The organism is Lentzea sp. NPDC059081 (assembly GCF_042738015.1).
GTDB lineage: Bacteria > Actinomycetota > Actinomycetes > Mycobacteriales > Pseudonocardiaceae > Lentzea.
Genome location: NZ_JBHYGW010000007.1, coordinates 149751 through 172694, shown reverse-complemented (window position 1 = coordinate 172694; position 22944 = coordinate 149751). Strand labels below are relative to the sequence as shown.

At 72.5% G+C, this 22944-nt stretch carries 22 protein-coding genes; 14 read left to right on the top strand and 8 right to left on the bottom strand.

Annotated elements, in window-relative coordinates; all coding sequences use genetic code 11:
• Positions 1 to 37 precede the first annotated feature (37 nt).
• The 6 genes from ACFWV3_RS18485 (at position 38) to ACFWV3_RS18460 (ending at position 6044) form a co-directional block, all read left to right on the top strand.
• Positions 38 to 1300, top strand: a complete 1263-nt coding sequence (locus ACFWV3_RS18485; protein WP_382412551.1) for an ABC transporter substrate-binding protein — start codon at positions 38 to 40, stop codon at positions 1298 to 1300.
• Complete coding sequence (locus ACFWV3_RS18480; protein ID WP_382412550.1) at positions 1297 to 2187, top strand: carbohydrate ABC transporter permease; 891 nt, start codon at positions 1297 to 1299, stop codon at positions 2185 to 2187. Before ACFWV3_RS18485 ends, ACFWV3_RS18480 begins: the two co-directional genes overlap by 4 nt.
• The gene (locus ACFWV3_RS18475; RefSeq protein WP_382412549.1) at positions 2184 to 2990 is read left to right on the top strand and encodes a carbohydrate ABC transporter permease; all 807 of its coding nucleotides are present in this window, start codon (positions 2184 to 2186) and stop codon (positions 2988 to 2990) included. Before ACFWV3_RS18480 ends, ACFWV3_RS18475 begins: the two co-directional genes overlap by 4 nt.
• Before the next feature lie 23 nt (positions 2991 to 3013).
• Positions 3014 to 3925 carry an SIS domain-containing protein gene (locus ACFWV3_RS18470; protein WP_382412548.1) on the top strand — a complete coding sequence of 304 codons (912 nt, stop codon included), beginning with the start codon at positions 3014 to 3016 and terminating at the stop codon, positions 3923 to 3925.
• Positions 3926 to 3928: 3 nt separating this feature from the next.
• Complete coding sequence (locus ACFWV3_RS18465; protein ID WP_382412546.1) at positions 3929 to 5212, top strand: alpha-glucosidase/alpha-galactosidase; 1284 nt, start codon at positions 3929 to 3931, stop codon at positions 5210 to 5212.
• A 73-nt stretch (positions 5213 to 5285) separates the two neighbouring features.
• Complete coding sequence (locus ACFWV3_RS18460; protein ID WP_382412545.1) at positions 5286 to 6044, top strand: DeoR/GlpR family DNA-binding transcription regulator; 759 nt, start codon at positions 5286 to 5288, stop codon at positions 6042 to 6044.
• 137 nt (positions 6045 to 6181) lie between these two features.
• Here ACFWV3_RS18460 and ACFWV3_RS18455 read toward each other — a convergent pair whose 3' ends face one another.
• The 5 genes from ACFWV3_RS18455 to ACFWV3_RS18435 are packed head-to-tail and all read right to left on the bottom strand — an operon-like array spanning position 6182 to position 10410.
• Complete coding sequence (locus ACFWV3_RS18455) at positions 6182 to 7018, bottom strand: PhzF family phenazine biosynthesis protein (protein WP_382412544.1); 837 nt, start codon at positions 7016 to 7018, stop codon at positions 6182 to 6184.
• A 13-nt stretch (positions 7019 to 7031) separates the two neighbouring features.
• Positions 7032 to 7637 (bottom strand): DNA-binding response regulator, encoded by a 606-nt coding sequence (locus tag ACFWV3_RS18450; protein ID WP_382412543.1) that lies wholly within the window; start codon positions 7635 to 7637, stop codon positions 7032 to 7034.
• Between the two features lie 22 nt (positions 7638 to 7659).
• A complete protein-coding gene (locus tag ACFWV3_RS18445) occupies positions 7660 to 8736 on the bottom strand; it encodes a sensor histidine kinase (protein ID WP_382412542.1) in 1077 nt (358 codons plus the stop codon).
• Positions 8737 to 8746: 10 nt separating this feature from the next.
• Positions 8747 to 9475, bottom strand: a complete 729-nt coding sequence (locus tag ACFWV3_RS18440) for an ABC transporter permease (RefSeq protein WP_382412540.1) — start codon at positions 9473 to 9475, stop codon at positions 8747 to 8749.
• The gene (locus ACFWV3_RS18435) at positions 9472 to 10410 is read right to left on the bottom strand and encodes an ABC transporter ATP-binding protein (protein WP_382412538.1); all 939 of its coding nucleotides are present in this window, start codon (positions 10408 to 10410) and stop codon (positions 9472 to 9474) included. Before ACFWV3_RS18435 ends, ACFWV3_RS18440 begins: the two co-directional genes overlap by 4 nt.
• 142 nt (positions 10411 to 10552) lie before the next feature.
• On the opposite strand from ACFWV3_RS18435, the gene ACFWV3_RS18430 reads away from it, so the two are divergent.
• The 4 genes from ACFWV3_RS18430 to ACFWV3_RS18415 all read left to right on the top strand — a co-directional run bounded on the left by ACFWV3_RS18430 (position 10553) and on the right by ACFWV3_RS18415 (position 14371).
• Positions 10553 to 11335 carry a three-helix bundle dimerization domain-containing protein gene (locus tag ACFWV3_RS18430; protein WP_382412536.1) on the top strand — a complete coding sequence of 261 codons (783 nt, stop codon included), beginning with the start codon at positions 10553 to 10555 and terminating at the stop codon, positions 11333 to 11335.
• A gap of 61 nt (positions 11336 to 11396) precedes the next feature.
• A complete protein-coding gene (locus tag ACFWV3_RS18425) occupies positions 11397 to 12677 on the top strand; it encodes a hypothetical protein (protein WP_382412535.1) in 1281 nt (426 codons plus the stop codon).
• Between the two features lie 43 nt (positions 12678 to 12720).
• Positions 12721 to 13134 carry a YkvA family protein gene (locus ACFWV3_RS18420; protein WP_382412534.1) on the top strand — a complete coding sequence of 138 codons (414 nt, stop codon included), beginning with the start codon at positions 12721 to 12723 and terminating at the stop codon, positions 13132 to 13134.
• Between the two features lie 142 nt (positions 13135 to 13276).
• Entirely contained in the window at positions 13277 to 14371 is a 1095-nt protein-coding gene (locus ACFWV3_RS18415) for a lysyl oxidase family protein (RefSeq protein WP_382412533.1), read from the top strand.
• Here the strand turns inward: ACFWV3_RS18415 and ACFWV3_RS18410 are convergent.
• Positions 14268 to 15521 carry a glycosyltransferase 87 family protein gene (locus tag ACFWV3_RS18410; RefSeq protein WP_382412532.1) on the bottom strand — a complete coding sequence of 418 codons (1254 nt, stop codon included), beginning with the start codon at positions 15519 to 15521 and terminating at the stop codon, positions 14268 to 14270. The two genes, ACFWV3_RS18415 and ACFWV3_RS18410, sit on opposite strands and share 104 nt — an antisense overlap.
• Before the next feature lie 124 nt (positions 15522 to 15645).
• Between ACFWV3_RS18410 and ACFWV3_RS18405 the strand changes: the two genes are divergently transcribed.
• Positions 15646 to 16260: a hypothetical protein gene (locus tag ACFWV3_RS18405; protein ID WP_382412531.1), complete on the top strand. Its 615-nt coding sequence runs from the start codon at positions 15646 to 15648 to the stop codon at positions 16258 to 16260.
• Positions 16257 to 17411, top strand: coding sequence for a PrsW family intramembrane metalloprotease (locus ACFWV3_RS18400; RefSeq protein ID WP_382412530.1), 1155 nt, complete (start codon positions 16257 to 16259; stop codon positions 17409 to 17411). The genes ACFWV3_RS18405 and ACFWV3_RS18400 overlap by 4 nt, the downstream gene beginning before the upstream one ends.
• Before the next feature lie 90 nt (positions 17412 to 17501).
• Here ACFWV3_RS18400 and ACFWV3_RS18395 read toward each other — a convergent pair whose 3' ends face one another.
• Together ACFWV3_RS18395 and ACFWV3_RS18390 are read right to left on the bottom strand one after the other, a co-directional pair.
• Positions 17502 to 18635 carry a BMP family protein gene (locus tag ACFWV3_RS18395; protein ID WP_382412528.1) on the bottom strand — a complete coding sequence of 378 codons (1134 nt, stop codon included), beginning with the start codon at positions 18633 to 18635 and terminating at the stop codon, positions 17502 to 17504.
• Positions 18636 to 18733: 98 nt separating this feature from the next.
• Complete coding sequence (locus ACFWV3_RS18390) at positions 18734 to 19810, bottom strand: hypothetical protein (RefSeq protein WP_382412527.1); 1077 nt, start codon at positions 19808 to 19810, stop codon at positions 18734 to 18736.
• A 132-nt stretch (positions 19811 to 19942) separates the two neighbouring features.
• On the opposite strand from ACFWV3_RS18390, the gene ACFWV3_RS18385 reads away from it, so the two are divergent.
• Together ACFWV3_RS18385 and ACFWV3_RS18380 are read left to right on the top strand one after the other, a co-directional pair.
• The gene (locus ACFWV3_RS18385; RefSeq protein ID WP_382412526.1) at positions 19943 to 20509 is read left to right on the top strand and encodes a MerR family transcriptional regulator; all 567 of its coding nucleotides are present in this window, start codon (positions 19943 to 19945) and stop codon (positions 20507 to 20509) included.
• Positions 20506 to 22902, top strand: a complete 2397-nt coding sequence (locus ACFWV3_RS18380; RefSeq protein WP_382412525.1) for a VIT domain-containing protein — start codon at positions 20506 to 20508, stop codon at positions 22900 to 22902. Before ACFWV3_RS18385 ends, ACFWV3_RS18380 begins: the two co-directional genes overlap by 4 nt.
• Positions 22903 to 22944: the final 42 nt, after the last annotated feature.

Sequence of the window (22944 nt, the reverse complement as noted above, 5' to 3'; positions counted from 1 at the left end):
GTGTCCCCGACCACACCCACCACCTGAGGGAGTCGAGATGGGCGCAGGGCTGAGTCGCCGCACGGTGCTGACGATGGGCGCCGCGCTCCTGATGACGGCGGCGTGCGGGACGGGCTCGAGCGGCACCGGCAAGATCAAGGTGTGGCACGGCTACACCGACGCCGAGGCCGAGGCGTTCGGGAAGTTCGTGGAGCGGTGGAACAGCGCGCACCCGGAGCAGCAGGTCGAGGCGGTGTTCAACGGTGGCAACGACAACGTGCTGCAGAAGACGCTGGCCTCCTTCGCCTCGGGCAACCCGCCGGAGATCGCCTACGAGTTCGGCTCCTCCCTCACCGGCCTCACGGACCGCCCGCAGACGCAGGACCTGACCGAGCTGGTCAAGGCGGACGCCGACTTCAGGTGGGACGACCTGTTCGCCGCCGGGCGCGAGGCCTCCACGGTGAACGGCAAGATCTACGGCATCCCCGCGCTCGTCGACAACCTCTCCCTGGTCTACAACAAGAAGCTCTTCGACGACGCCGGTCTCGCGCACCCGACCGCCGAGTGGAAGTGGGAGGACTTCCGCGCGGCGGCGCAGAAGCTCACCGGCGACGGCCGCTACGGCTGGGCGTACGTCAACGACGGCACCGAGGACACCGTCTGGCGCTTCCTCGCCCTGCTCTGGCAGGCGGGCGGCGACCTGCTGTCGCAGGACGGCAAGAAGTCCGCTTTCAACTCCGACGCCGGCCGCCAGGCCATGCAGCTGTTGCGGGACATGGCCGTCACCGACAAGTCGGTCTACCTCGACGCGGGCGACCAGCAGTACGTCAACCTCTTCAACTCCGGCCGCGTCGGCATGCTCTGGACCGGCCCGTGGGACCTCAGCACGATCAACGCGGACGTCTCCTACGGCGTCCAGATCCTGCCCGGCAAGGTCACGCACGCGACGATCGCCGGACCGGACACGTTCGTCGTCTTCGGCGACAACGGCCGCAAGAACGCGCTGCCGTTCCTGAAGTGGCTGTCGTCGGCCGAGATCCACCTCGACTTCGCGATGGAGACCGGGCACCTGCCGATCCGGCAGTCCGAGACCGCTTTGCCGAAGTACCAGGAGTACGAGGAGAAGTACCCCGGCGCCAAGGTCTTCGTCGACAACCTCGAGAAGAACGTCACGAAGTCGCGGCCGAACATCCCGCAGTACCCCAAGATCTCGCAGGTGCTCGGTGCCGCCGTGCAGTCCGTGCTGCTCGGCCAGGCCGAACCGCAGGCGGCGCTCACGCAGGCGGCGGGCGAGGTCGACCAGGAGCTGGCGGGTTCATGACGGCCGACCGGCGCAAGCTCGCCGACCACGCCGCCGGGTGGGGGTTCGCGGCGCCCGCGGTGATCCTCATCGGGGTGTTCGGGCTGGTCCCGGTGGTGTGGTCGTTCGTGCTCTCCTTGCAGCACACGGATCTCACGTCGCCGGGGACGTTCGCGGGCGGCGACAACTACGCCAAGCTCGTCGCCGACCCGCTGTTCTGGGACGCCGCCCGCCGCACGCTCGTCTACGTCGTGCTGTTCGTGCCGATCACGCTCGCGCTCGCGCTGCCCATCGCGGTGATGCTCAACCAGAAGATCCGCGGCGTCGTGCTGTACCGGCTCGCCGTGTCGGTGCCGCTGGTCACCTCGACGGTCGCGACCGGCATCATGTTCAGCTGGCTCGCCAACCCGCAGTTCGGGCTGGTCAACGCCGCGCTGGAGACCGTGGGGCTGCCCAGGCAGGGGTTCTTCACCGACCCCGGCCAGGCGCTGTTCTCCGTCGTCGCGATGACGGTGTGGGGCTGGCTCGGGTTCGCGGTCATCATCTACCTCGCCGCGCTGCAGAACGTGCCGAAGGACCTGATCGAGGCGTCGTCCCTGGACGGCTGCGGCCGGGCCGGGTCGTTCTGGCACGTCGAGCTGCCGCTGGTGTCGCCCGCGACCGGGTTCCTGCTGGTGTGGCTCACGATCAACGGCCTGCAGCTCTTCGACGCCGTCTACGTGACGACCAAGGGCGGGCCGCTGCGGGCGACCACCGTGCTCGTCTACCACCTCTACAACGAGGCGTTCGTCAGCTTCGACGGCGGCTACGCGGCGGCGATCGGCTGCGCGGTGTTCGTCGTGATCGGCGCGTTCACGCTCGTCCAGCTGCGGTACAACCGCCGCACGTCCCACTACGAGGCACGATGACCAGGCCCAGCGCGCTGCACCTGATCCTGTTCCCGCTGTCGCTCGTCATGGTGACGCCGCTGGTGTGGATGGTGCTGGTGTCGATCTCCACCCGCGAGGAGTCGCGCCGGTTCCCGCCCGGCCTGCCCGGCGGGATCGAGTGGGAGAACTACGCCGCCGCGCTGAACGACGCGCCACTGGGGTCGTGGCTGGGCAACAGCCTCGTCGTGTCCGTCGTCTGCGTCGCGGGCAACCTGGTGCTCTGCTCGCTCGCCGGCTACGCCTTCGCGCGCATCCGGTTCATCGGCAGCAGAGTCGCGTTCGTGCTGATGCTCGCGACGCTGATGGTGCCGTTCCAGATCGTCATGCTCCCGCTGCTGATCATGATGAGGGAGCTGGGGCTCGTCGACACGCTCGGCGCGCTGATCGCGCCGAACCTCGCGACGGCGTTCGGAGTGTTCCTGATGCGGCAGTTCTTCACGACGCTGCCGCGCGAGCTGGAGGAGGCCGCGCGGATCGACGGCGCGAGCAGGCTGCGCACGTTGTTCCAGGTGCTGCTGCCGTTGATGCGCCCGACCCTCGCGACGCTGGCCGTGCTGACGTTCCTGCAGACCTGGAACGACTTCCTGTGGCCGCTGATCGCCGTGCAGAGCCCCGGCGTGATGACCGTCCAACTCGGACTGCAGAGCTTCCAGGGCGCGCACGGCACCAACTGGCCGAAGCTCATGGCCGGTACCGTGCTGAGCCAGCTGCCCGTTCTGCTCGTCTTCTTCTTCGCCCAACGGTTCTTCGTGCGGTCGGTGGCCGCGGCGGGCATCAAGTGACTGACCAACCGAAGGATTCCGCCATGCACACCAGGTCCGCCGCCGAGCTGCACACCACCGCCGAGATCGTCTCCCAGCCGTCCTGCTGGCGCCGGGCGATCGCCCTGGCCGCCGAACCGGAGGTCACCGCCGCCCTGCCCGCGCGCGGTGAACGCGTCGCGGTGCTCGGCTGCGGCACGTCGTGGTTCATGGCGCAGGCCTACGCCCGGCGGCGGGAGGACGAGGGGGTGGGGGAGACGGACGCGTTCGCGGCGTCGGAGTTCCCGTCCGGCCGCCGGTACGACCGCGTGGTGGCGCTGACCCGGTCCGGCACGACCACCGAGGTGGTCGACGTGCTGCGCCGGCTGCGGTCGCACGTGCCCACCACGGCCGTCGTCGGTGCGCCCGGCACGCCGGTGACCGAGCTGGCCGACCAGGTGGTCGCGCTGCCGTTCGCCGACGAACGCTCGGTCGTGCAGACCCGGTTCGCCACGACCGCGCTCGTGCTGCTGCGCGCCCACCTCGGCGAACGGCTCGACCGCGCGGTCCTCGACGCGGAACAGGCCCTGGCCGAACCGCTGCCCGCCGACCTGGTGGAGCGCACCCAGTTCACGTTCCTCGGCGGGGTGCCCTGGACGACCGGGCTGGCCGCGGAGGCGGCGCTGAAGATGCGCGAGGCGTCGCTGAGCTGGACCGAGTCGTACCCGGCCACCGAGTACCGGCACGGGCCGATCGCGATCACCGACGAGGGCTCGCTGGTCTGGGTGTTCGGTGCCGCGCCGGAGGGCCTGGACGCCGACGTCGCCGCGGCCGGTGGCCGGTGGGTGGCCCGCGACCGCGACCCGCTCGCCGAGCTCGTCGCGGTGCACCGGCTCGCCGTCGAGGTGGCCCTGCTGCGGGGGCTCGACCCGGACACCCCGCGCAACCTGACCCGTTCCGTGATCCTGGAAGGCTGATCGATGTTCACCATCGCGTTCGTGGGCGCGGGTTCCGTCGAGTTCACCCGCCAGCTGCTGCGCGACGTCCTGTCGTTCCCGGAGCTGGCGGACGTCACGATCTCCCTGCACGACATCGATCCCGAACGCCTGGAGGTGGCGGCGGGCCTCGCTCGCCTGACCTCCGCGCAGGTGCGCGTGCGCACGTCGTTGTCGCGGCGGGAGGCGCTGGAGGGCGCGGACGTCGTGGTCAACATGGTCGCGATCGGCGGCCACGCGGCGACGCTGCGGGACTTCGACGTGCCGGAGTCGTTCGGCCTGCGCCAGACCATCGGCGACACGCTCGGCATCGGCGGGATCTTCCGCGGGCTGCGCACGTTCCCGTACCTCGACGGGCTCGCGGCGGACATGCTGGCCGTGTGCCCGGACGCGTGGTTGCTCAACTACACCAACCCGATGGCGATGAACATCCAGTACCTGGCGACCGTCGCGCCGCGGCTGAAGGCGGTCGGCCTGTGCCACTCGGTGCACTGGACGATCCACGACCTGAGCGCGCTCATCGGCGTGCCGCACGAGGAGGTCGACTTCCTCTCCGCCGGGGTGAACCACCAGGCGTGGATCCTGCGGTGGGAGCACGAGGGCCGCGACCTGTACCCGGCGCTGGACGAGGCGATCGCCGCGTCGCCGGGACTGGCGCGGCGGGTGCGCGTCGACATGTACCGCCGGCTCGGCTACTACCCGACGGAGACGAGCGAGCACTCGTCCGAGTACGTGCCGTGGTACCTCGGGCACCAGTCCGAAGTGGACCGGCTGCGCGTCCCGGTCCGCAACTACGCGTCGATCAGCGCTGAGAACCTGGCCACGTACGAGAAGACGCGTGACGCGCTGGCCGCGGGGGAGGCGCCGCCGCCGTTGGCGGACGAGGCCGTGGAGTACGCGCCGCAGGTGATCCACAGCCTGGTGACCGGGCAGCGGCGCACGATCCAGGTGAACGTCGCGAACCACGACCTGATCTCGAACCTGCCCGCCGGTGCCGCCGTCGAGGTGCCGGCGACGCTCGACCGGCTCGGCGTGCACCCGCACCACGTCGGCGCGCTGCCTCGGCAGCTCGCCGCGCTGAACCGGAGCTTCCTGAACGTCGTCGACCTGACCGTGGCCGCGGCCGTCGAGGGCGATCGCGACCACGTCCGGCACGCGGCGCTGTGCGACCCGGCGACCGCCGCCGCGCTGACCGTGGGCGAGATCGACTCGCTGGTGGCCGCGATGACGGCCGCCCACCGCGACCTGCTGCCGGTCGCTCTCCGATAACGCTCAGCCCGTTTGCGTGATTCTCCGGTAAATCGTGCCAAAGCGAGCACCATCGGTGCGTTATAGTGATCGGATGCGTCAAGAGCAGCGACTGGCTGCGATCCTCGGCAAGCTCGCGGACGCGGGCTCGGTGTCCGTGACCGGGCTCGCGGAGGAGCTGGGCACGTCCGTCGCGTCGATCCGGCGCGACCTCCAGTCGCTGGAGGAGCAGAAGCTGCTCAAGCGCACGCACGGCGGCGCGGTGGCCGTGGAGGTCATCTACGAGCTGCCGCTGCGCTACCGCGTCGGCCGCCGCGAGGAGAAGCGCCAGATCGCCGAGGCGGCCGCGCGCCTGGTGACGGAGTCGGTCCACTCGGTGGGCCTCAACGGTGGCACGACCACCACCGAGCTGGCCCGCCTGCTGGCCGTCACCCGGTCGCTCAAGGTCGTGACGAACGCCCTGAACATCGCCTCGGACCTGTGCCCGCGCCCCACGATCGACCTGGTCGTGACCGGCGGCGGCGTGCGCCCGGAGAGCTACGAGCTGGTGGGCCCGATCGCCGACCGCGCGCTCGCCGGCATCAGCCTCGACCTGGTGTTCCTCGGCGTCGACGGCATCGACGCGCGCGGCGGCATCACCACGCACGACGAGGTCGAGGCGCACACAGACCACTGCCTGCTGCGCACGGCGGACCGGGTGGTCGTGCTGGCGGACGGGTCGAAGGTGGGGAAGCGGGCGTTCTCGCGGATCGCGGACATCGGCGCGGTGCACGTGGTGATCACGGACGCGTCGGCGCCGGTGGAGGAGCTGGAGAAGCTGCGCGGGGCGGGCGTGGAGGTCGTGGTCGCGTAGAGCGGCCCAGAGCGGGCTGTCCAGAGCGGGCTGTCCAGAGCGGGCCACGCAGAGCGGGCCACGCAGAGCGGGCCGAGGGCCGGGAGTCCTGGCGGCGCGTCGTGTCCTGGTCCCGGAACCGGCGGCCCGCCGTCCGATCAGAGCGCCAGCTGCCCGGTGATCCCGAGCACCGTGTCCCCGCCGACCCAGATCTCCCCGTCGGCCTGCGACAGGTGCACCCGCCCCCGCCGTCCCAGGACCGTGCCCTGCGCCGCCACGTACGACGGCGCCGCGATGCCCGCCGGGATCAGCCACTGCGCGATGGCGGCGTTCAGGCTGCCCGTCACCGGGTCCTCGTCGAACCTGCTGCCCTCGTCCACGAACGCCCGCACCTCGAACGCCGCGTCGCCGCCGTCGAGGTGCGGTCCCACCACGCCGACGCTCTCGAACGGGCCGAACAGGGAGAAGTCCGGCTCCACGGCGAGCACGGCGGCGGCGGACGGCAGCAGCACCGCGACCCAGCCGGGTCCGTTGTCGGCCCACTGGGCGTCGACGATGTCCTCCGGTCTGACCCGTAAGGCAGCGGCGAGCGCCAGCAGCTCGGACAGCGTCACCGGACCGCTGCGCACCAGCGGCGGCGCGGCGAACGCGAGGCGCGCGCCCTCCGCCCGCACGGTCACGAGCCCGGCGCCGCACTCCTGCACCGGCCGCCAGGGGACGCGGGGCACGCCGCCGCGGGCGAGCCACGCGCGGGCCGAGCCCAGGGTCGGGTGGCCGGCGAACGGCAGCTCGCGGCTGATCGTGAAGATGCGCAACCGGTAGTCGGCGTCCGGGGACTCCGGCGAGAGCAGGAACGTCGTCTCGGCGAGGTTGGTCCATCTGGCGAAGGCGGCCATCTCTTCGGACGAAAGCCCGTCCGCGTCGTGCACCACGGCGACCGGATTGCCGTACAGGAACTCGTCGGTGAACACGTCGACCTGGCTGAATCCTCGCACCGCGCAAGGGTATCTACAGCCAGCCACTGCTTTCGGCCACTTTGACGGCCTCGGCTCGGGTGCGCGCGCCGGTCTTGCCGATCGCGGAGCTGAGGTGGTTGCGCACCGTGCCCTCGGACAGGTGCAGCGCCTTCGCGAGATCGGCCACCGTGCCGCCGTCGCGGGCCACGGCGAGCACGTCGCGTTCGCGGTCGGTCAGCGGGCTCTGGCCGACCGCCAGGGACTCCGCCGCCAGCTGGGGATCCACCACGCGCAGGCCGGCGTGCACCCGCCGGACCGCGTCGACCAGCTGTTCCGGCGACGCGTCCTTCACCACGAACCCCGCCGCGCCCGCCGCCATCGCCCGCGCGAGGTAGCCGGGGCGGCCGAACGTCGTGCAGACGATCACCCGGCACGCCGGCAGCGCCTTGCGGAGGTCCGCGGCGGCGGTGAGCCCGTCCTTGCCCGGCATCTGCACGTCGAGCAGCGCCACGTCCGGCGAGGTGCGCCGGGCCGCCGGTACGACCTCGTCGCCGGCGCTCACGGCGGCCACCACCTCGATGTCGGGCTCCAGGCCCAGCATCGCGGCGAACGCGCCCAGCACCAGCGCCTGGTCGTCCGCCAGCAACACCCTGATCACGTCGCCTCCCGGACCGATCTTGTCACGCCACCTCGGCGCGCAGGCGGTAGCCGCCGCCGTCGAGCGGGCCCGCCAGGACGGTGCCGCCGTGCGGCGCGAGGCGTTCGGTCAGGCCGCGCAGACCCGTTCCCGGCACGCCGACGCCCGCGCCGCGCCCGTCGTCCCGCACCTCCAGCCAGGTGTCGCCCAGCCGCACGGAGCACCGGCTCGCGGCCGCGTGCCGCAGCACGTTGGTGATCGCCTCGCGCAACACGTACCCGAACACCCCCTGGAGCTCGGGTCGCACGTTGTCCACCGCGTGCGGCAGGTCCGCCTCCACCCCGGCGGCACGCAGGGCGGCCCGCGCGCCGACGACCTCCGCCGACAGCGACACCTCCCGGTAGCCGGAGACGGTCGCGCGCACGTCGCTCAGCGCCTGCCGGGTCAGGTGCTCGACCTCGCGGATCTCGTCGAGCGCCCGGTCGGCCGACGCGCTCTCCAGCAACCGCCGCGCCACCCCGGCCTTGAGCGTGATGGTGGTGAGGCTGTGCCCCAGCACGTCGTGCAGGTCGCGGGCCAGCCGGTTGCGCTCCTCGGTCCGCGCCAGCGCCGCGATCTCCTCCTGCGCCAGGGACAGCGCCCGGTTAGCCCGGATCATCCTGCCCATCGCGAGCATGCCCAGCGAGATCGACAGCAGCGTGCCGAGCTGGCCGCCGTCGATCGCGAGGTCCTGCTCCAGGTACATCGTGGTCGCCAGCGCGACGAGCACCGACCCGTTGATCAGGATCGCCCGCCGCGGCGTCAGCACCACCGCGATCGTCGACATGATGTAGACCATCAGCCCCGAGGCCGACATCCCCAGCCAGTACACGATGACCAGACCGAGAACGGTCAAACCCAGGCATATCGCCGTGTTGACGTTCTCGCTGCCGCTCGACCACAGCCACTTCGGCGCCGCGGTCCAGCCCAGCCCGTACGCCACGAGCAGCAGCACCAGCACGACGCGCTCCGGCGAGCTCCGGTCGCTGACGACGACGTCGTAGATCACGGCCGGCACGTAGAGAAGCACGAACACGAGCGCGAACAGGAACCACTTGCTGTTCTCGGGACCGCGGCGCACGACGAGAAACCTAGCTCTGCGCGCGGTAGCGGCGCACGGCGATCAGCGACAGTGCAGCCACCCAGGCGACGATGACCGCCAACGCCGTCTTGACCTCCACCCCGGACACGAACGGCGCCTGCGTCAGCTGCTTCACCCAGTACGTCGGCAGGATCTTCATGACGGTCGCGAGCCACGCCGGCGCCACGTCCGCCGGGATCCAGATCCCGCCCAGCAGACCGAACAGCATCGACGCCAGACCGGTGATCGCCTGCATGCCGTCCGGGCTCGCGATGAGCCCGATCACGATCCCCAGCAGCACGAACGGGATCGCGCCCAGCCACAGCGTCGCCAGCACGCCCGCCCAGTGCAGCGCGTCCATCCGCACGCCCTCGACCGCGCCGATCACGCACACCAGCAGGATGCCCGGCAGCCCCACCAGCATCGCCAGCGCGCCCTTGGTCATCAGGTAGCCCGAGCCGGTCAGCGGAGTCAGCCGCAGCTGCCGCTGCCAGCCCAGGCCGCGTTCCACGGCGATCCGCGCGCCGATCGTCAGCGGACCGGCCATCACGCCGAACAACGCCATGTTCATCATCAACGACGTGGTGACCGGCAGCCCGTTGGGGAACGTGCCCCCGTCGCCGCCGTAGAGGTTGACGAACAGCACGAACATCACCGCCGGCACCACCACGGTGAAGATCAGGTAGCGGCCGTTGCGCACCGCGCGCCGCAGCTCCAGGGTCAGGTACCGGGTGTTCATCGCTCTTCCTCTCCGGTCAGCGCGAGGAACGCGTCCTCCAGGCCGAGCGCGGTGATCTCGATGTCGTGGGCTTGCGGGTACCGCGTGAGCAGCGCACGCACGGCGGCGTCGGAGTCGGTGCAGGTCAACGTGATCTGGTCGCCCCGCCGTTCGGCCGAACGCACTCCGGGCAGGTCGAGGGCAGTGGGCAGGTCGAGGGCGGAGGGCAGGTCGAGGTCGGTCGCACCGGGCACGACCGCGCGCAACGTGCGCCCGGACACCGCGGCGCGCACCTGCGCCACCGACCCGTCGGCCACGATCCGCCCGGCGCGCATGAGCACCACGCGGTCGGCGTACTCCTCGGCCTCCTCGAGGTAGTGCGTCGCGAACAGCACCGTGCGGCCGGTGTCGGTGTAGGCGCGCATCTGCTGCCAGAACGCGCGGCGCGTCTCCACGTCCATCGCGACCGTGGGTTCGTCGAGCACCAGCAGGTCGGGGTCGCACACCAGCGCCAGCGCGAACCGCACCCGTTGCTTCTGGCCACCGGAGAGCTTCGTGCACCTGCGGTCGGCCAGGTCGGCGATCCCGGCCTGCTGCAACGCCTGAGCCACCGGCATGGGTTTGCGGTGCAGCGCCGCGATCAGCCCCACCGCCTCGGCCACGGTCGCGTCCTCCAGCAGCGCGCCGCTCTGCAGCATCGCCGAGATCTGCCCCGCGACGACGGCCTCGCGCGGCGTCCTGCCGAACACGCTGATCTCGCCACCGTCCTGCGTGGACAGCCCGAGCAGCATGTCCACCGTGGTCGACTTGCCGGCGCCGTTCGGGCCGAGCAGCGCGACCACCTCACCCGGGGAGATCACGAGGTCGATCCCGTCGACCGCCCTGACCTCGCCGAACCTCTTCCTCAGGCCGCTCAGCGCCACCGCGGCGCCCGCCCGCACAGCTGTCTGCGTCATGTCCTCAATGCTCGGTGCGGTGGCCCGAGGGTGAGGGGATCGACCGTCACGACGTGGGCATGACAGATGTCATGGGCGCCGGTCGGTGTGATCAGGTCGATCGGCCCTCGGCGATCCGGCGGCCGCGCTTTACCGTGGAGGGGTGACGACCACGACCGAGGCCGTGAGCCAGACCGACGAGCGCATCCGGCGGCTGGAGACCGAGCTGGTCCGCGAGCACGTCGAGGTGCCGCCGAGCCTGGTGCACGAGTGGATCGAACGGGCACGGGCGCGCTTCGGTGGCGCGAGAGTGCAGGACTACGTGCCGTTGCTCGTCGCACGGGCCGTGCGCGCGTCGGCGCGGAAGTTCTCCGACGACGTGCCCGAGATGTCCGGGACGTACCTGACGAGCTGGGCGCGCAACACCGCGCGCCGGCTGCTCGCGGACGAGCTGCCCCGCCGGTGGGCGCACACCGCCGGGGTGGCCCGCCGCGCCGAGCACGTGGCGCGGGTGCTGCCGGTGCACGAACGGGAGCTGCTGGTCGCCGCGGCCTGGTTGCACGACATCGGCTACGCCTCCGAGTTGAAGGACACGGGCCTGCACTCGCTCGACGGGGCGCGCTACCTGCGGCGGGCGGGCGTGTCCGAACGCATCTGCTCCCTCGTGGCGCACCACTCCGGCGCGTCGGCCGTCGCGGAGCTGGTCGGGCTGGCCGGTGAGCTCGCGGAGTTCGCCGACCGCCGGGGCCGGCTGCGGGACGCGCTCTGGTACTCCGACATGTCGACCGGCCCGGACGGCCGGCCGACGACCGTGCAGGACAGGCTGGCCGAGATCCGGCAGCGGCGCGGACCCGAGGACCCGGTCGTGCGGGCGCTGGCGATGAACGGCGACGAGCGGCTGGCGGCGGTCCGGCGGACGCACCGGCTGCTGCGCCGCGCCTCCTGAGCCCCGCGCTGAGTAGTTCTGCGGATGCCGTCCGGGTGGTCAGCGCTGTCAGAGTGACCTGATGGGGGAGACGAAGACCCGGCCGTGGTGGGTGCAGACCGCACTGGCCGGGATCACCGGTGCGGTCATGGTGCCGGTCGGTGTCGGTTCGGTGCTCGTCAGCCTGTTCGGCGGTCTGGCCGCGTCAGTGGCCATGGCGGGTTTCCTGGTGGTGCTGTTCGTCGCGCTGCTGGCCTTCGTGGCCCAGGTGGCGCCGGACGAGTTCCGGCTCGGCGGCAGCGGCGGCGGACGGGTGTGCTGGGCGGTGCTGGTCATGGTCGCGGGCACCGCGCTGTGGCTGTACGGCTGGTCGATCAGCGACGAGGCGGGGCTGGGCCTGAGTGGTTCGGCCGCGGTCTGGGCGCCCCTGACCGCGGTGCTGTTCGCGCTGGTGGCGGGCACGTCGTTGCGGCGGTGGTACCTCGCGCTCTGCTCGGCGGCGGTGCTGGTGTTCGCCGGTCTGGTGCTGCTCAGGTCGCTCGCCGCGACGCTGCCGCCGGAGGGGGAGGACCGGGCGGCGGCGGCCCCGCTCGAGTCCCTGCTGGTGGCTCCCGTGCCCGGCTACGGCGTGATGTCCAGCCAGCGGTCGTGGTTGCTGGTGCCCCTCGACGTGGACCCCACCAGCACGCCGCCGTCGCCGTTCGTGGAGCTCCACGTCCTGGCGGACGCACCGGACTGCGAGCTCGACCCGTACCAGACCAGGTACCCGGCAGGCCCGCCCTGCGAGGTGGAACGGCCCGGCCTGGTCTTCGTGCAGGGGCCGGTCAGCAACGCCTACGTCCACCGGGTCGACGGCCGGCGGCTGGTGCTCGCCGGCCCGAAGTCGTTCGACCGAGCAGCGCTGCGGGACGCGCTGCTCACCGCCCGCCCGGCCGAGCCGGAGGGGTCCTTCACCGCGACCGTGCGCGGGTACACGGCGACGTCCGCCGGGTCCGCCCTCACCGTCTTCTCGCCGGACGACAAGGCGCTGCTGCCGGGTGCGCGGAACATCGAGTTCGCCACCCGCACCTCGTTCGAAGGCGGGTGCACCTACGGCGCGCTGGAGTGCGCGGTGGAGTCGCCCTCGTTGCGCTACGAGCGGTTCGAGGACGCTCACACCGTCGTGCGGGTCGTGGACGGCAAGGAGGTCACCGTCCGGGGAGGGATGGCGGTCGGCCGGGACGTGCTGCGCACCGCCGCGCTCGCCGCGCGGCCGCCGACGCGCGACGAGGTGCGGGCCATGCTGCCGCCACCGCGACCGGCCGGGCCAGACCGTTCCCCGATGGGGGCGGCGCGTGACGCGGCTCGCGTTCTCTTCGGGTGAGAGCAGGGCGGACGTAGCATTCGCCGCTGTCGAGGAGGTGGCGGTGACGGGCTCGTTCTGGTGGGACCTGCTGATCGGGGTGGCGACGGCCCTCGCGCTGACCTGGGTCGTGCTGGTCGTCGCACTGGTCGTGGTCCGGCCGCGCGGCGGGCTGCTGCGCGAGGCGCTGCGGCTGCTGCCCGACGTGCTCCGCCTGGTCCGCCGCCTCGCCGCCGACGGGTCGCTGCCGCGCGGGGTCCGGGTCCGGCTGTGGCTGCTGATGGTCTACCTGGCCGTGCCGATCGACCTGGTCCCGGACTTCATCCCGGTCCTCGGGTACGCCGACGACGCGATCATCGTGACCGCCGTGCTGCGCGGCGTCGTCCGGCGGGCGGGACTGGACGCGGTGCGGGCGCACTGGCCGGGGACGGACGACGGGTTCGAGGCCGTGGTCCGGCTGACCGGGCTGCGCGGCTGACCGGCAGGGCGGGCTTGCCGGGGACCAGCCGCTCCGCCGCCACCTCCGCGTTCAACACATCGCGTCACGGGTTTCACTCGGCCGAGTGCACCTGACGCCGGGACGGGGGATTTCGCCGTGTCGCGCACTAGCGTTGCGCGCCATGGGGTTCGGCAGGGTGCTGGGCGCGGTCGCGTCCGCGTCGGTGGTCATCGCGGCAGTGGTCCCGCCCGCTCAGGCGGTCGCGGAGCAGCCGCTGCTGCCCGACCTGCGGCAGGCACCGGTCGGGTGTCCCGGCGGGTACGGCGGTGATCCCGCGCTGTGCCGCGACTGGGACGTCTGCATGGTCACCGAGCCGAAGGACCCCAGTGGCGCCTGCGTGACGTCCGGTGCGATCAGGGCGGTCCGGCTGCGGTTCACCACCGCCGAGGACAACGTCGGCGCGGGGCCGTTGCTGATGTACGGGCGCCGGTCGCGGCCGGGCGGCGAGATGGAGGTGCGCCAGGGGTTCCAGACCCGCAGGGGCGCCCCGGTGCCCGCGTCGTTCGGCGAGGCGGTGCGCACCACCACGAACTCGATGTACTACGAGCCCGCCAAGGCGCACCGGCACTGGCACCTGATGAACTTCGCGCGGATGCAGCTGCGCACGCCCGGCGGCAAGACCGTGGTGGCCGACCGCAAGAACGGGTTCTGCCTCGGCGACCGGTACCGCACCGCCGACGCCGCCGGGCTGCCCGGCGCACGGCACGATCCCGGTACTCCGGAGGCGCAGCTGGCCGAACGGCTCAAGCAGAACCGGTGTGGCCGCGAGGAACCCGCCGCCACCGAGATGTTCGAGGGCATATCGGTCGGCAGCGGCGACGACTACCGCTACGGGGTCGACTTCCAGTGGCTCGACCTGACCGGCGTCGCCTCCGGCACCTACGACCTCGTCACCACCGTGAACGCCGACCGCACGATCCTGGAGTCGGGCTACGGCAACAACTCCTCGTCGATCTCGATCTCCGTGCAGTGGCCGGGCGGTGCCGCGCGCAGGCCGCCGGTGATCACCGAGGCGCCCGCCGTGACGTTGCTGCGCAGCTGTCCCGGACAGGAGCGCTGCTCGGGACAGCTCACGCCGGGCACGTTCGCCCGGTCGGAGGGGCCGGTCGCCGTCACACCCCGCTGCGGATCGACCGCGCCGGAGGAGAGCTGCTGTTGTTGCTGTGCAGGCGACTTGCCCACAGCGGTCCGAGAAACAGCAGCAACAGTCCGGTAGTCGGCCACAGCGCGGCGGCGATGTGCTGCCACACCGTCAGTTCCGCGAGATCGGCCGGCACTTCGGGAACGCCGAGCAGCGCGAACCACCGCACGGTGAACACCACCGCCAGCACCGTCGTCACCACCGCCAGACCGGCCGACCGGCGTGCGAAGGCCTGGACCGCCAGCCAGACCAGCAACGGGATCACCCACACCCAGTGGTGCTCCCAGCTCACCGGCGACACGAGCAGGCTGGTGACCGCGGCGGCGCAGAACCCCAGGAAGTCCGAGCCGCGCCGGTGGGCGAACCGCGCCACGGCGAGGCCGGCCAGCGCCACGGCCGCCAGCACGACGAGCCACCACCGGTCGAAGCCGACCGTGCCGAGCGCCCTGGCCATCGCCCCGGACAACGACTGGTTCGGCGTCACGAACACGTCCGCCACCCGGGACGACTCCAGCACCAGCCCGCCCCAGTACTCCAGCGAGTCGCCCGGTGCGACGGCGAAACCGGCCACGACCGTGCCGAGGAACGCGAGCGTCGCGGTCCGCGCCGCCACCCATTGCCGCGTCACCAGCAGGTAGGCGATGAAGATCAGCGGCGTCACCTTCAGCCCCGCAGCGATGCCGATGCCCACACCCCGCCAACGGCCGGCACCGGGCCGGAAGTCCAGCAACACCACCAGGAGCAGGAAAGCGTTGATCTGCCCGGCGATGAGCTGCACGCGCACCGGCAGCAGCAACGACACCAGCACCAGCCCGGCGACCGTGAGCGCGCCGCGCAGCCTGCGGTCGTGCACGCCCGCGATCCCGAGCGTCAGCCACACCACACCGCCCAGGGCGACCAGTGACGCGATGTTCCACACCAGACCGGCCGTCCCGATGGGGAGGAACGACAGGGGAGTGAAGATCGCGATCGCGGCGAGCGGCGGGTACGTGTAGGACATCGGGCCGTAGAGCTGTGAGAGGACGGTCAGGTCGTAGAGAGACTGGCCGTCGCGCAGGGCCTGTCCGCTGGCGAGGTAGACGCGCAGGTCGACCGTCCAGCGCAGGACCCAGTACGGGTCGGCGGTGTAGACGGCGTGCGCGACCAGGGCCAGGACCACGGCGGTGAGGAGCACCGCCGCCGTCAGGAGGGTTCGCGTTCGGGCGGCGGCGTGGGGAGCGGCCATCGGGCACCTCTCGTGCGGGAGGGGGCGGAGCGGCGGCGGCTGAAGGGTCTCGGGATCGGCTCGAGCGCGGCTCACGCGGGAAGCTCGACAGGCCGGGAGCCGCCGGGTGTGGTCAGGTGTGAACATGAGCGCACCGCCGGAGTGGATCGCCGTCGAGCACCGGGTCCTCGGGCTCGACCGCCGCACGTTCAGACCGGCGCTGGTCGCTCTGGTCGTCGCTCTGCTCCTGGCCTACGGGTGGCCGGCGCTCGACGCCGCTCTCCCGTGGCACAACGAGACCAAGCCCGGCGACGTGCTGGACCTCGGTGACGGGGCGACGGCGGTCCCGCCGGTCGGGTGGCAGCTGGAGAGCGGCACGCTCGCCGGTGCCGGGTCGGTGTCTCCGACGAGCGTCGACGTGCGCCTGGCCACCGGCGGGGCGACGATCTCCTTGCGTGGCGCCCCGTTCACCGGATCGGCGGACGCCTTCCTCGACCAGGTGCTGCGCTCCGAGGGCGCCCAGGGCGTCGACGGCTCGCGCGGCACCCTGACGACGGCGGCGGGGCTGGTGGGGGTGGTGCAGGGCGCCACGGGACCGAGCGGCGACCAGGTCGTGGCCGCGTTCAAGATGGCTCCGGGCAACGGGGACACGGCGCCCGCGTTGCTGGTGACGGTGCGCACCGCGCCGGGACAGTTCGAGCACTACCAGGACAGCGTGGGCGAGCTCCTGCACGGCATCACGCCGGGAGCGGGCCGATGACGGGACCGACGAGGGCGGCGGAGGCGGCGCGGCTCGACGCGCTCGAGAAGTCCGGGTGGGGCCTGCCGTTCCGCCTGGTGCAGCCGCGCAACCTGGCGTTCTGGGTCTACGCGCTGGGCGTCGGCGGCGGCGCGCTGGCGATGGTGCGCTACTTCGGCCCCGGCGCCCACTTCTACCGCCCCGCGCTGACCGGCGGCGTGGTGCTGTTCGGGCTGTACCTCGTCCCGTGGCTGCTGCTCCTGCGCCACCACAACCGCTACACCGCGCAGCCCGGCTCGCTGCTGGCGGCGGCATTCGCCTGGGGCGGGCTCGCGGCGACGTTCTGGATCGCGCTGCCCGCGAACACCGCGCTGCTGGAGATCTGGGCGAAGGCCGGCGGCACGGAGTTCGCCCAGGACTGGGCCGCCGGGCTGACCGCGCCGATCAACGAGGAGTTCGCCAAGGCCCTGGGGCTCGTGCTGCTGATCGGCCTCGCGCCGCGGCTGGTGCGCAGCGCGTACGACGGGTTCATCATCGGCGCGTTCGTGGGCCTGGGGTTCCAGGTGTTCGAGGACGTGCTCTACGTCTACAACGGCGCCACGCAGACGTTCGGCGTCGGCCAGCTCGGCGCCTCCGTGCAGATCTTCCTGATCCGCGGCGTGAGCGGGATCGTGTCGCACGCGTTGTTCAGCGCGATCTTCTGCGCCGGGCTGATGTGGGTGCTGGGCAGGACGCCGGGGGAGCGCGACGTGCCGCGCGGCGTCCTGACGATGCTGGCCGCGATGGTGTTCCACTTCGCGTGGGACGACATGGGCGGGCTCAGCGGCGGCATCGGCGTGCTGGCGGCGCTGCTGCCGTTCGTGATCGCCGTGGTCGAGCTCGTGGCGTTGTTCTCCGTCCTGCGTCACGCGGCACGGCAGGAGCAGGCGTGGATCCGCGCGGTGCTGGAGCCCGAGGTCGAGCTGGGCGTGCTGGACCGGCCGTTGCTCGACGCGGTCAGCGGGCTGCGGCGCGACCGCCGGAAGTACGGCAAGCAGGTGCACAGCAGGCGAAAGGCGCGGCACCTGCTCGAAGCCGCCGCCGATCTCGCCCGCGAACTGGCTCGCGGACGTGGGCAGGAGACCGGCGGCGTGCTGCACGCGCGGGCGGAGCTGGTCCGCCTGCGCGGCTGAGGTTTGTCCCGGAAGTCCTTCGGGCGGAAGGACTTCCGGGACACGGCTCGCCGGGCGCGGGTCACCCCGCCGGCGTTCCCGGACGTGCCACTAGATCTTGTCGGCGACCTTGATCTTGCCCTCGATGATCTGCGCCTTGTAGCCCTCGAGGATGCCCTGCAGCTTCGCGTCGACCTTGCCGCCGGACGTCGCGTACCCGACGCCGTCGGACTTCAGGTCGAACACCTTCGGCAGCGACGAGAGGTCGTTCTTCGCGGCGGCGCGGAAGAAGTCGAACACCGCGACGTCGACGCGCTTGAGGCTCGACGCGACGATGACGTCCTTGTTGGCCGCGACCGCCGGCTGCAGGTACTGGTCCGCGTCGCAGCCGATCGCCAGCACGCCCGCCTGCTTCACCGCGGCGAACACGCCGAGGCCCGAGGCGCCCGCGGCCGGGTAGACGACGTCGGCGCCCTTGTCGATCAGGCCCTTCGCGGCCTCCTGGCCCTTGGGCGGGTCCTGGAAGCCGGTGAAGTCGCCGGCCGGGGTGATGTACTTCTTGTCGACCTGGACCTTCGGCGCGGCCGTCTTGGCGCCCTGCGCGTAGCCCGCCTCGAACTTCTGGATCAGCGGGATGTCCACGCCGCCGACGAAGCCCACGTGGCACTTCTTGCTCTGGTACGCGGCGACGACGCCCGCGAGGAACGCGCCCTCCTGCTCGGCGAAGACGAGCGGCGTCACGTTGGCGGCGCCCTCCACCGCGGAGTCGACCAGGCCGAACTTGACGTTCGGGAACTCCGGCGCCACGACCTTCAGCGACTCGGTGTAGGCGAAGCCGACGCCGACGATCGGGTTGAAGCCCTCGGACGCGAGCTGGCGCAGGCGGGTCTGCTTCGCGGTCTCGTCCTCGTTGGGGGCGGCGGAGAGCTCGCGGGTGTTCTCCTTCTTGACGCCCATGTCCTTGATCGCCTGGTCGAACCCGGCGGCGGCGAGGTCGTTGAACGACGCGTCGCCCCGGCCGCCGATGTCGTAGGCCAGGCCGATCTTCAGCGCACTGCCGTCGACCTTGTCCCCGGCGGCGGCGCTGGTGCTCGACGTGGCGGGGGCGCTGGGCGGGGCCGAGAACTCGCACCCGGCTCCGGCGGCGTTCGTGGGCGCGGTGCCACCGGAGTCCTTGGCGCAGGCACTCGCCACCAGGGTCAACGCGATCGCGGCAACGGCTGTGCCACGCGTACGACGGCGCACGTCGATCTCCTCTTGCTCGGCTTGAGGAGCGGACGGTACCCCGCGCCGCTCCTCACCCGGTCAAGCGTTCAACTATTGGGATCGACGTCGCACCGCGGTCACCACGGCGCGGGCTGCGTGGTCTGCGCGAGCTTGTCCGCGTGCTGGAGCACGCCGAGCTCGCGCAGCATCCGGTCGCGCTGCGCGGGGTCGTGCGCCACGTGCGAGGCGTGCAGGGCCTTGCGCAGGCGGGCCTTGCGCCACGGCGTCCCGCGGCCGGCGATCGCGAGCTTGGCCGCCCGCAGCGCCGCCCGGTCGCGGGTGCGCGCCAGGGCGTCGCGGTGGTCGTCGCCCAGGCCGAGCAACGACAGCAGGCGTTCGCGCAGCTCCCGGCCCACGCGCGCCCACGTCGTGGTGCGCTGGCGGGCGGCGCGGATCTCGATGCCGAGCGCGAGGTGCAGCATCACCAGGCCGAGCACCGGTCCGAGCAGCACGCGGGCGGTACCCGCGACCGGGCCGGACAGGCTGAGGGCGGCGAACGCGGCGAACGCCGTGAGCGCCCACGCCACGAGCCGGGCGGGGCCGGGGCGGCCGTTCTGGCGCACGCCGCCGCGCATCGCCCAGCCACAGGCGACCAGTGCCGCCTCCATGACGGAGAACAGCGCGACGCGTTCCCAGGTGTCGGTGATGCCGAGACGCTGCTCGAAGAAGCGCCACGAGGTGTCGACGCTGACGCCGATGCTCAGCAGGGCGACGGCGTAGAAGCCGGCCGCGCCGTGGGGCTTGGGCCGCTCGTGGGGCTCGTCGGACTCGGCGTCGGCAGGTGCCGGCGACGGCGACGGCTCGGCGACGGGTTCGGCGACCGGTGCGAAGACCTCGGTCGGTGCGGCGGGCACGGCGTGCGCCGCGACGCCCTTGTCGACCTCGTCCAGCTTCGCCAGCAGCTCCGGCGTCAGCAGGACGTGGCCGGACGTGTCGCTGACGCCGTTGCGGGCGCGCCAGTCGTTCACGATCGGCGCGGCGTGGGACCTGCTGGGAACGACCTGGCCCTGCTTGCTCAGCCACCGGCGCACGTCCTCGACCGTGCAGCCGCGCGGCAGGTGCTCCAGCGCGTACAGGATCCGTTCCTTGTGGGTCTTCAACCTGGTCAAAGCGGCGTCGTGGCCGGTCAGCCGGCCGGCCTCGCTCGTGGTCACTCGTGCTCTCCGTCCTCAGCGTGGATGTACAGGGGGCACGCGGACCCGCGGAACCCTACCGCCGCTACGGGGCGTGAAGGTCATCGGGCGAGAACGTTGACACTGTCACTGTTGCAGTGTCACTATCGGGGGGTGTGGACGCTCGACGAGTTGCTGGACCGCGTCTCCGCCGCGTTGACGGCGGAGTACTCGGGCGCGCCCAACGGGCGGGTCCGGGACGTTCCCGACCGGCGGGCCGTCCGCTGGTACGCCACGACGGGGCTGGTCGACAGACCGTCGGCCATGCGCGGGCGGACCGCGTTGTACGAGAGGCGCCACCTGCTCCAGCTGGTGGCCGTGAAGCGACTGCAGTCGCAGGGGAGGACGCTGGCCGACATCCAGGCCGAGCTCGCGGGCGCCGACGACACGGCGCTCGCCGCCATCGCCCGCGTCCCCGAGGGACTGCTCGAACCCGGTGACGCTCCGTCGCCACAGCCGGTGCGGCCGAAGTTCTGGGCCGAGCCCGTGGCGGCATCGGCGCCCAAGCCCAGGGAACAGGCGGCGGCGCTGCACGGCGTCGCACTCGGCGGGGGGGCCGTCGTGCTGGTGCCGGGCACGCCCACCGCCGCCGACGTCGCGGACATCGCGGCCGCCGCGCAGCCGCTGCTCGACCTGCTCGCCGCCCGTGGTCTGCTCACGAACGAAAGGGAACCGTCATGACCATCTCCGTCGCCCCGATGAAGGCCGCCGAGGGGGACCGCATCGGCTGGACGACCGAGGACGCGGGCATCGGCGCGTTGAAGACCGAACGCGGCAACCTGCCCCTCGAACGCCTGGACGTCCGGGCGACGGTCACCGGGCTCGTCGGCCGCACCGTGCTGACCACGGGGTTCGTGAACACCCACGACACCGCCCTGGAGGCCACCTACGTCTTCCCGCTGCCGGACCGCGCCGCCGTCATCGGCATGAAGATGACCGCCGCCGACCGCACGGTCGAGGCGGAGCTGCAGGAACGCGGCGCCGCCCGGCAGGCCTACGACGACGCGATCGCCGCGGGCAGGAGAGCGTCCATCGTCGAGGAGGAACGGCCCGACGTATTCACCATGCGCGTCGGCAACATCCAGCCGGGCGAACGGGTCTCCGTCGAGCTGAGCCTCGTCGGGCCGCTGGTGTTCGAGGACGGCGCCGCGACGTTCCGGTTCCCGCTGGTCGTGGCGCCGCGCTACATCCCGGGCAAGCCCCTCGAAGGCCCGTCGGTCGGCGACGGGCACGCGAACGACACGGACGCCGTGCCGGACGCCTCCCGCATCACCCCGCCGGTGCTGCTGCCCGGCTTCCCGAACCCGGTCCGCCTCACGATCGGCGTCGAGATCGACCCGGCCGGCCTGGAGCTGGGCGAGGTCCGGTCGAGCCTGCACACCGAGCAGACCGAGGGCACCACGGTCACGGTCGCGCCGGGGGAGCGGGTCGACCGCGACTTCGTGCTGCGCCTCGCCTACGCCGGCACCGGCTCGGCCGCGCTCTGCGTGCCCGACGAGGACGGTGAGGGCGGCACCTACCAGGTCACCGTCCTGCCGCCCGACCTCGACACCCCCGTCCGGCCGCGCGACGTCGTGCTGCTGCTCGACCGCTCCGGCAGCATGTCCGGCTGGAAGATGGTCGCGGCCCGCCGGGCCGCCGCCCGCATCGTCGACACGCTGACCTCGGACGACACGTTCTGCGTGCTCACCTTCGACGACCGGGTCGACCGGCCCGACCTCGGCGAGGGGCTGGTGTCCGGCACCGACCGCCACCGCTTCCGCGCCGTCGAGCACCTGGCGAAGGTCCACGCCCGCGGCGGCACCGAGATGGTCGAGCCGATCCGGGAGGGACTGACCCTGCTCGCGAAGGCGGGCGAGGAACGCGACCCCGTGCTGGTGCTCGTCACGGACGGCCAGGTCGGCAACGAGGACCAGATCCTGCGCGACATCGCGCCGCTGATCAACCGGACGAGGGTGCACGCGGTCGGCATCGACACGGCCGTCAACGCGGGCTTCCTCGGCAGGCTGGCGGCCGCGGGCGCTGGCCGGTGCGAGCTCGTCGAGAGCGAGGACCGGCTGGACGAGGCGATGGCGCACATCCAGCGCCGGATCGGTGCCCCGCTGGTCACCGACGTGGCCGTGGCGCCGGCGTCGGACCTGCCGAAGCAGCCGTCGGCGATCTACCCCGGCGTGCCGCTGGTGGCGTTCGGCCGGTACCGCGGCGCGGTGCCCGGGACCTTCACCGTGCGCGGGCGGGCCAGGGACGGCTCGGAGTGGCAGGAGACCCTGACCGTGCGCGAGCACGCCGAACGGGCCGTGCGCGCGCAGTGGGCGCGTGCCGCGCTGCGCGACCTGGAGGACCGGTACGCCACCGGTGACCGGGCCGTGGAACAGGAGATCGTGCGGATCTCGCTCGACCACGGCGTGCTGTGCCGCTTCACGGCGTTCGTCGCGGTGGACGACCGGGTCGTGTCCGACGGCGAGGTGCACCGGGTGGTGCAGCCGGTCGAACAGCCCTCCGGCTGGGAGTTCGGCACGCCGAAGTTCGCCGCCGCGCCGATGGCCGCCGCGCCCATGCTGGCCGCGCCGGGCGGGTTCGCGCCGGGTGGCGCGGTGTCGAGGGCGCGGTTCGGCGGAGCGACGGACGGGATCGGCGTCCCGCCGCCTTCTCCCATGCCGGTGTCTTCTCCCGTGCCGCCTCCTCCCGCCCCGCAGTCGGCAGGACGGGCCGGCGGTGGCGGTTGGCCGGGACCGACGTGGACGCGCCCCTCGGCGCCCGCTCCGGCCGCGGACGACCTGGCGGAGCTGCGCAAGATCGCCGCGGTCGAGGTGCGGCGCCTGGAGGAGGCCGCGGCCAAGCCGGCCTGGGAACGCCGCGACCTGCTCGCCGACCTGGCCAGCAGGCTCGGCATCCTGGTCGCCGGCCGGCAGGACGAGGCGACGGAACCGGTGCGCCGCCTGGTCGCGGAGCTGACCGCGGACGGCGACGGCGACGCGCTGTGGGCACGGGCCCGGCAGGTGCTGGCGGAGTTCGCGGGAAAGTCCGCCGGGGAGCCCGCCGCGCCGGAGCGCCGCAAGAGGTTCTGGCGCTGACCGGACCTCGTCGGGCTCCGGGACGGAGCGGAACGCTGCTCG

Coding starts and splice junctions, on each gene's coding strand:
- ACFWV3_RS18465 (WP_382412546.1), top strand. CDS start 3,929: ATGTTCACCATCGCGTTCGTGGGCGCGGGTTCCGTCGAGTTCACCCGC.
- ACFWV3_RS18380 (WP_382412525.1), top strand. CDS start 20,506: ATGACCATCTCCGTCGCCCCGATGAAGGCCGCCGAGGGGGACCGCATC.
- ACFWV3_RS18440 (WP_382412540.1), bottom strand. CDS start 9,475: ATGAACACCCGGTACCTGACCCTGGAGCTGCGGCGCGCGGTGCGCAAC.
- ACFWV3_RS18435 (WP_382412538.1), bottom strand. CDS start 10,410: ATGACGCAGACAGCTGTGCGGGCGGGCGCCGCGGTGGCGCTGAGCGGC.
- ACFWV3_RS18485 (WP_382412551.1), top strand. CDS start 38: ATGGGCGCAGGGCTGAGTCGCCGCACGGTGCTGACGATGGGCGCCGCG.
- ACFWV3_RS18410 (WP_382412532.1), bottom strand. CDS start 15,521: ATGGCCGCTCCCCACGCCGCCGCCCGAACGCGAACCCTCCTGACGGCG.
- ACFWV3_RS18425 (WP_382412535.1), top strand. CDS start 11,397: ATGGGGGAGACGAAGACCCGGCCGTGGTGGGTGCAGACCGCACTGGCC.
- ACFWV3_RS18400 (WP_382412530.1), top strand. CDS start 16,257: ATGACGGGACCGACGAGGGCGGCGGAGGCGGCGCGGCTCGACGCGCTC.
- ACFWV3_RS18405 (WP_382412531.1), top strand. CDS start 15,646: ATGAGCGCACCGCCGGAGTGGATCGCCGTCGAGCACCGGGTCCTCGGG.
- ACFWV3_RS18480 (WP_382412550.1), top strand. CDS start 1,297: ATGACGGCCGACCGGCGCAAGCTCGCCGACCACGCCGCCGGGTGGGGG.
- ACFWV3_RS18415 (WP_382412533.1), top strand. CDS start 13,277: ATGGGGTTCGGCAGGGTGCTGGGCGCGGTCGCGTCCGCGTCGGTGGTC.
- ACFWV3_RS18475 (WP_382412549.1), top strand. CDS start 2,184: ATGACCAGGCCCAGCGCGCTGCACCTGATCCTGTTCCCGCTGTCGCTC.
- ACFWV3_RS18460 (WP_382412545.1), top strand. CDS start 5,286: ATGCGTCAAGAGCAGCGACTGGCTGCGATCCTCGGCAAGCTCGCGGAC.
- ACFWV3_RS18470 (WP_382412548.1), top strand. CDS start 3,014: ATGCACACCAGGTCCGCCGCCGAGCTGCACACCACCGCCGAGATCGTC.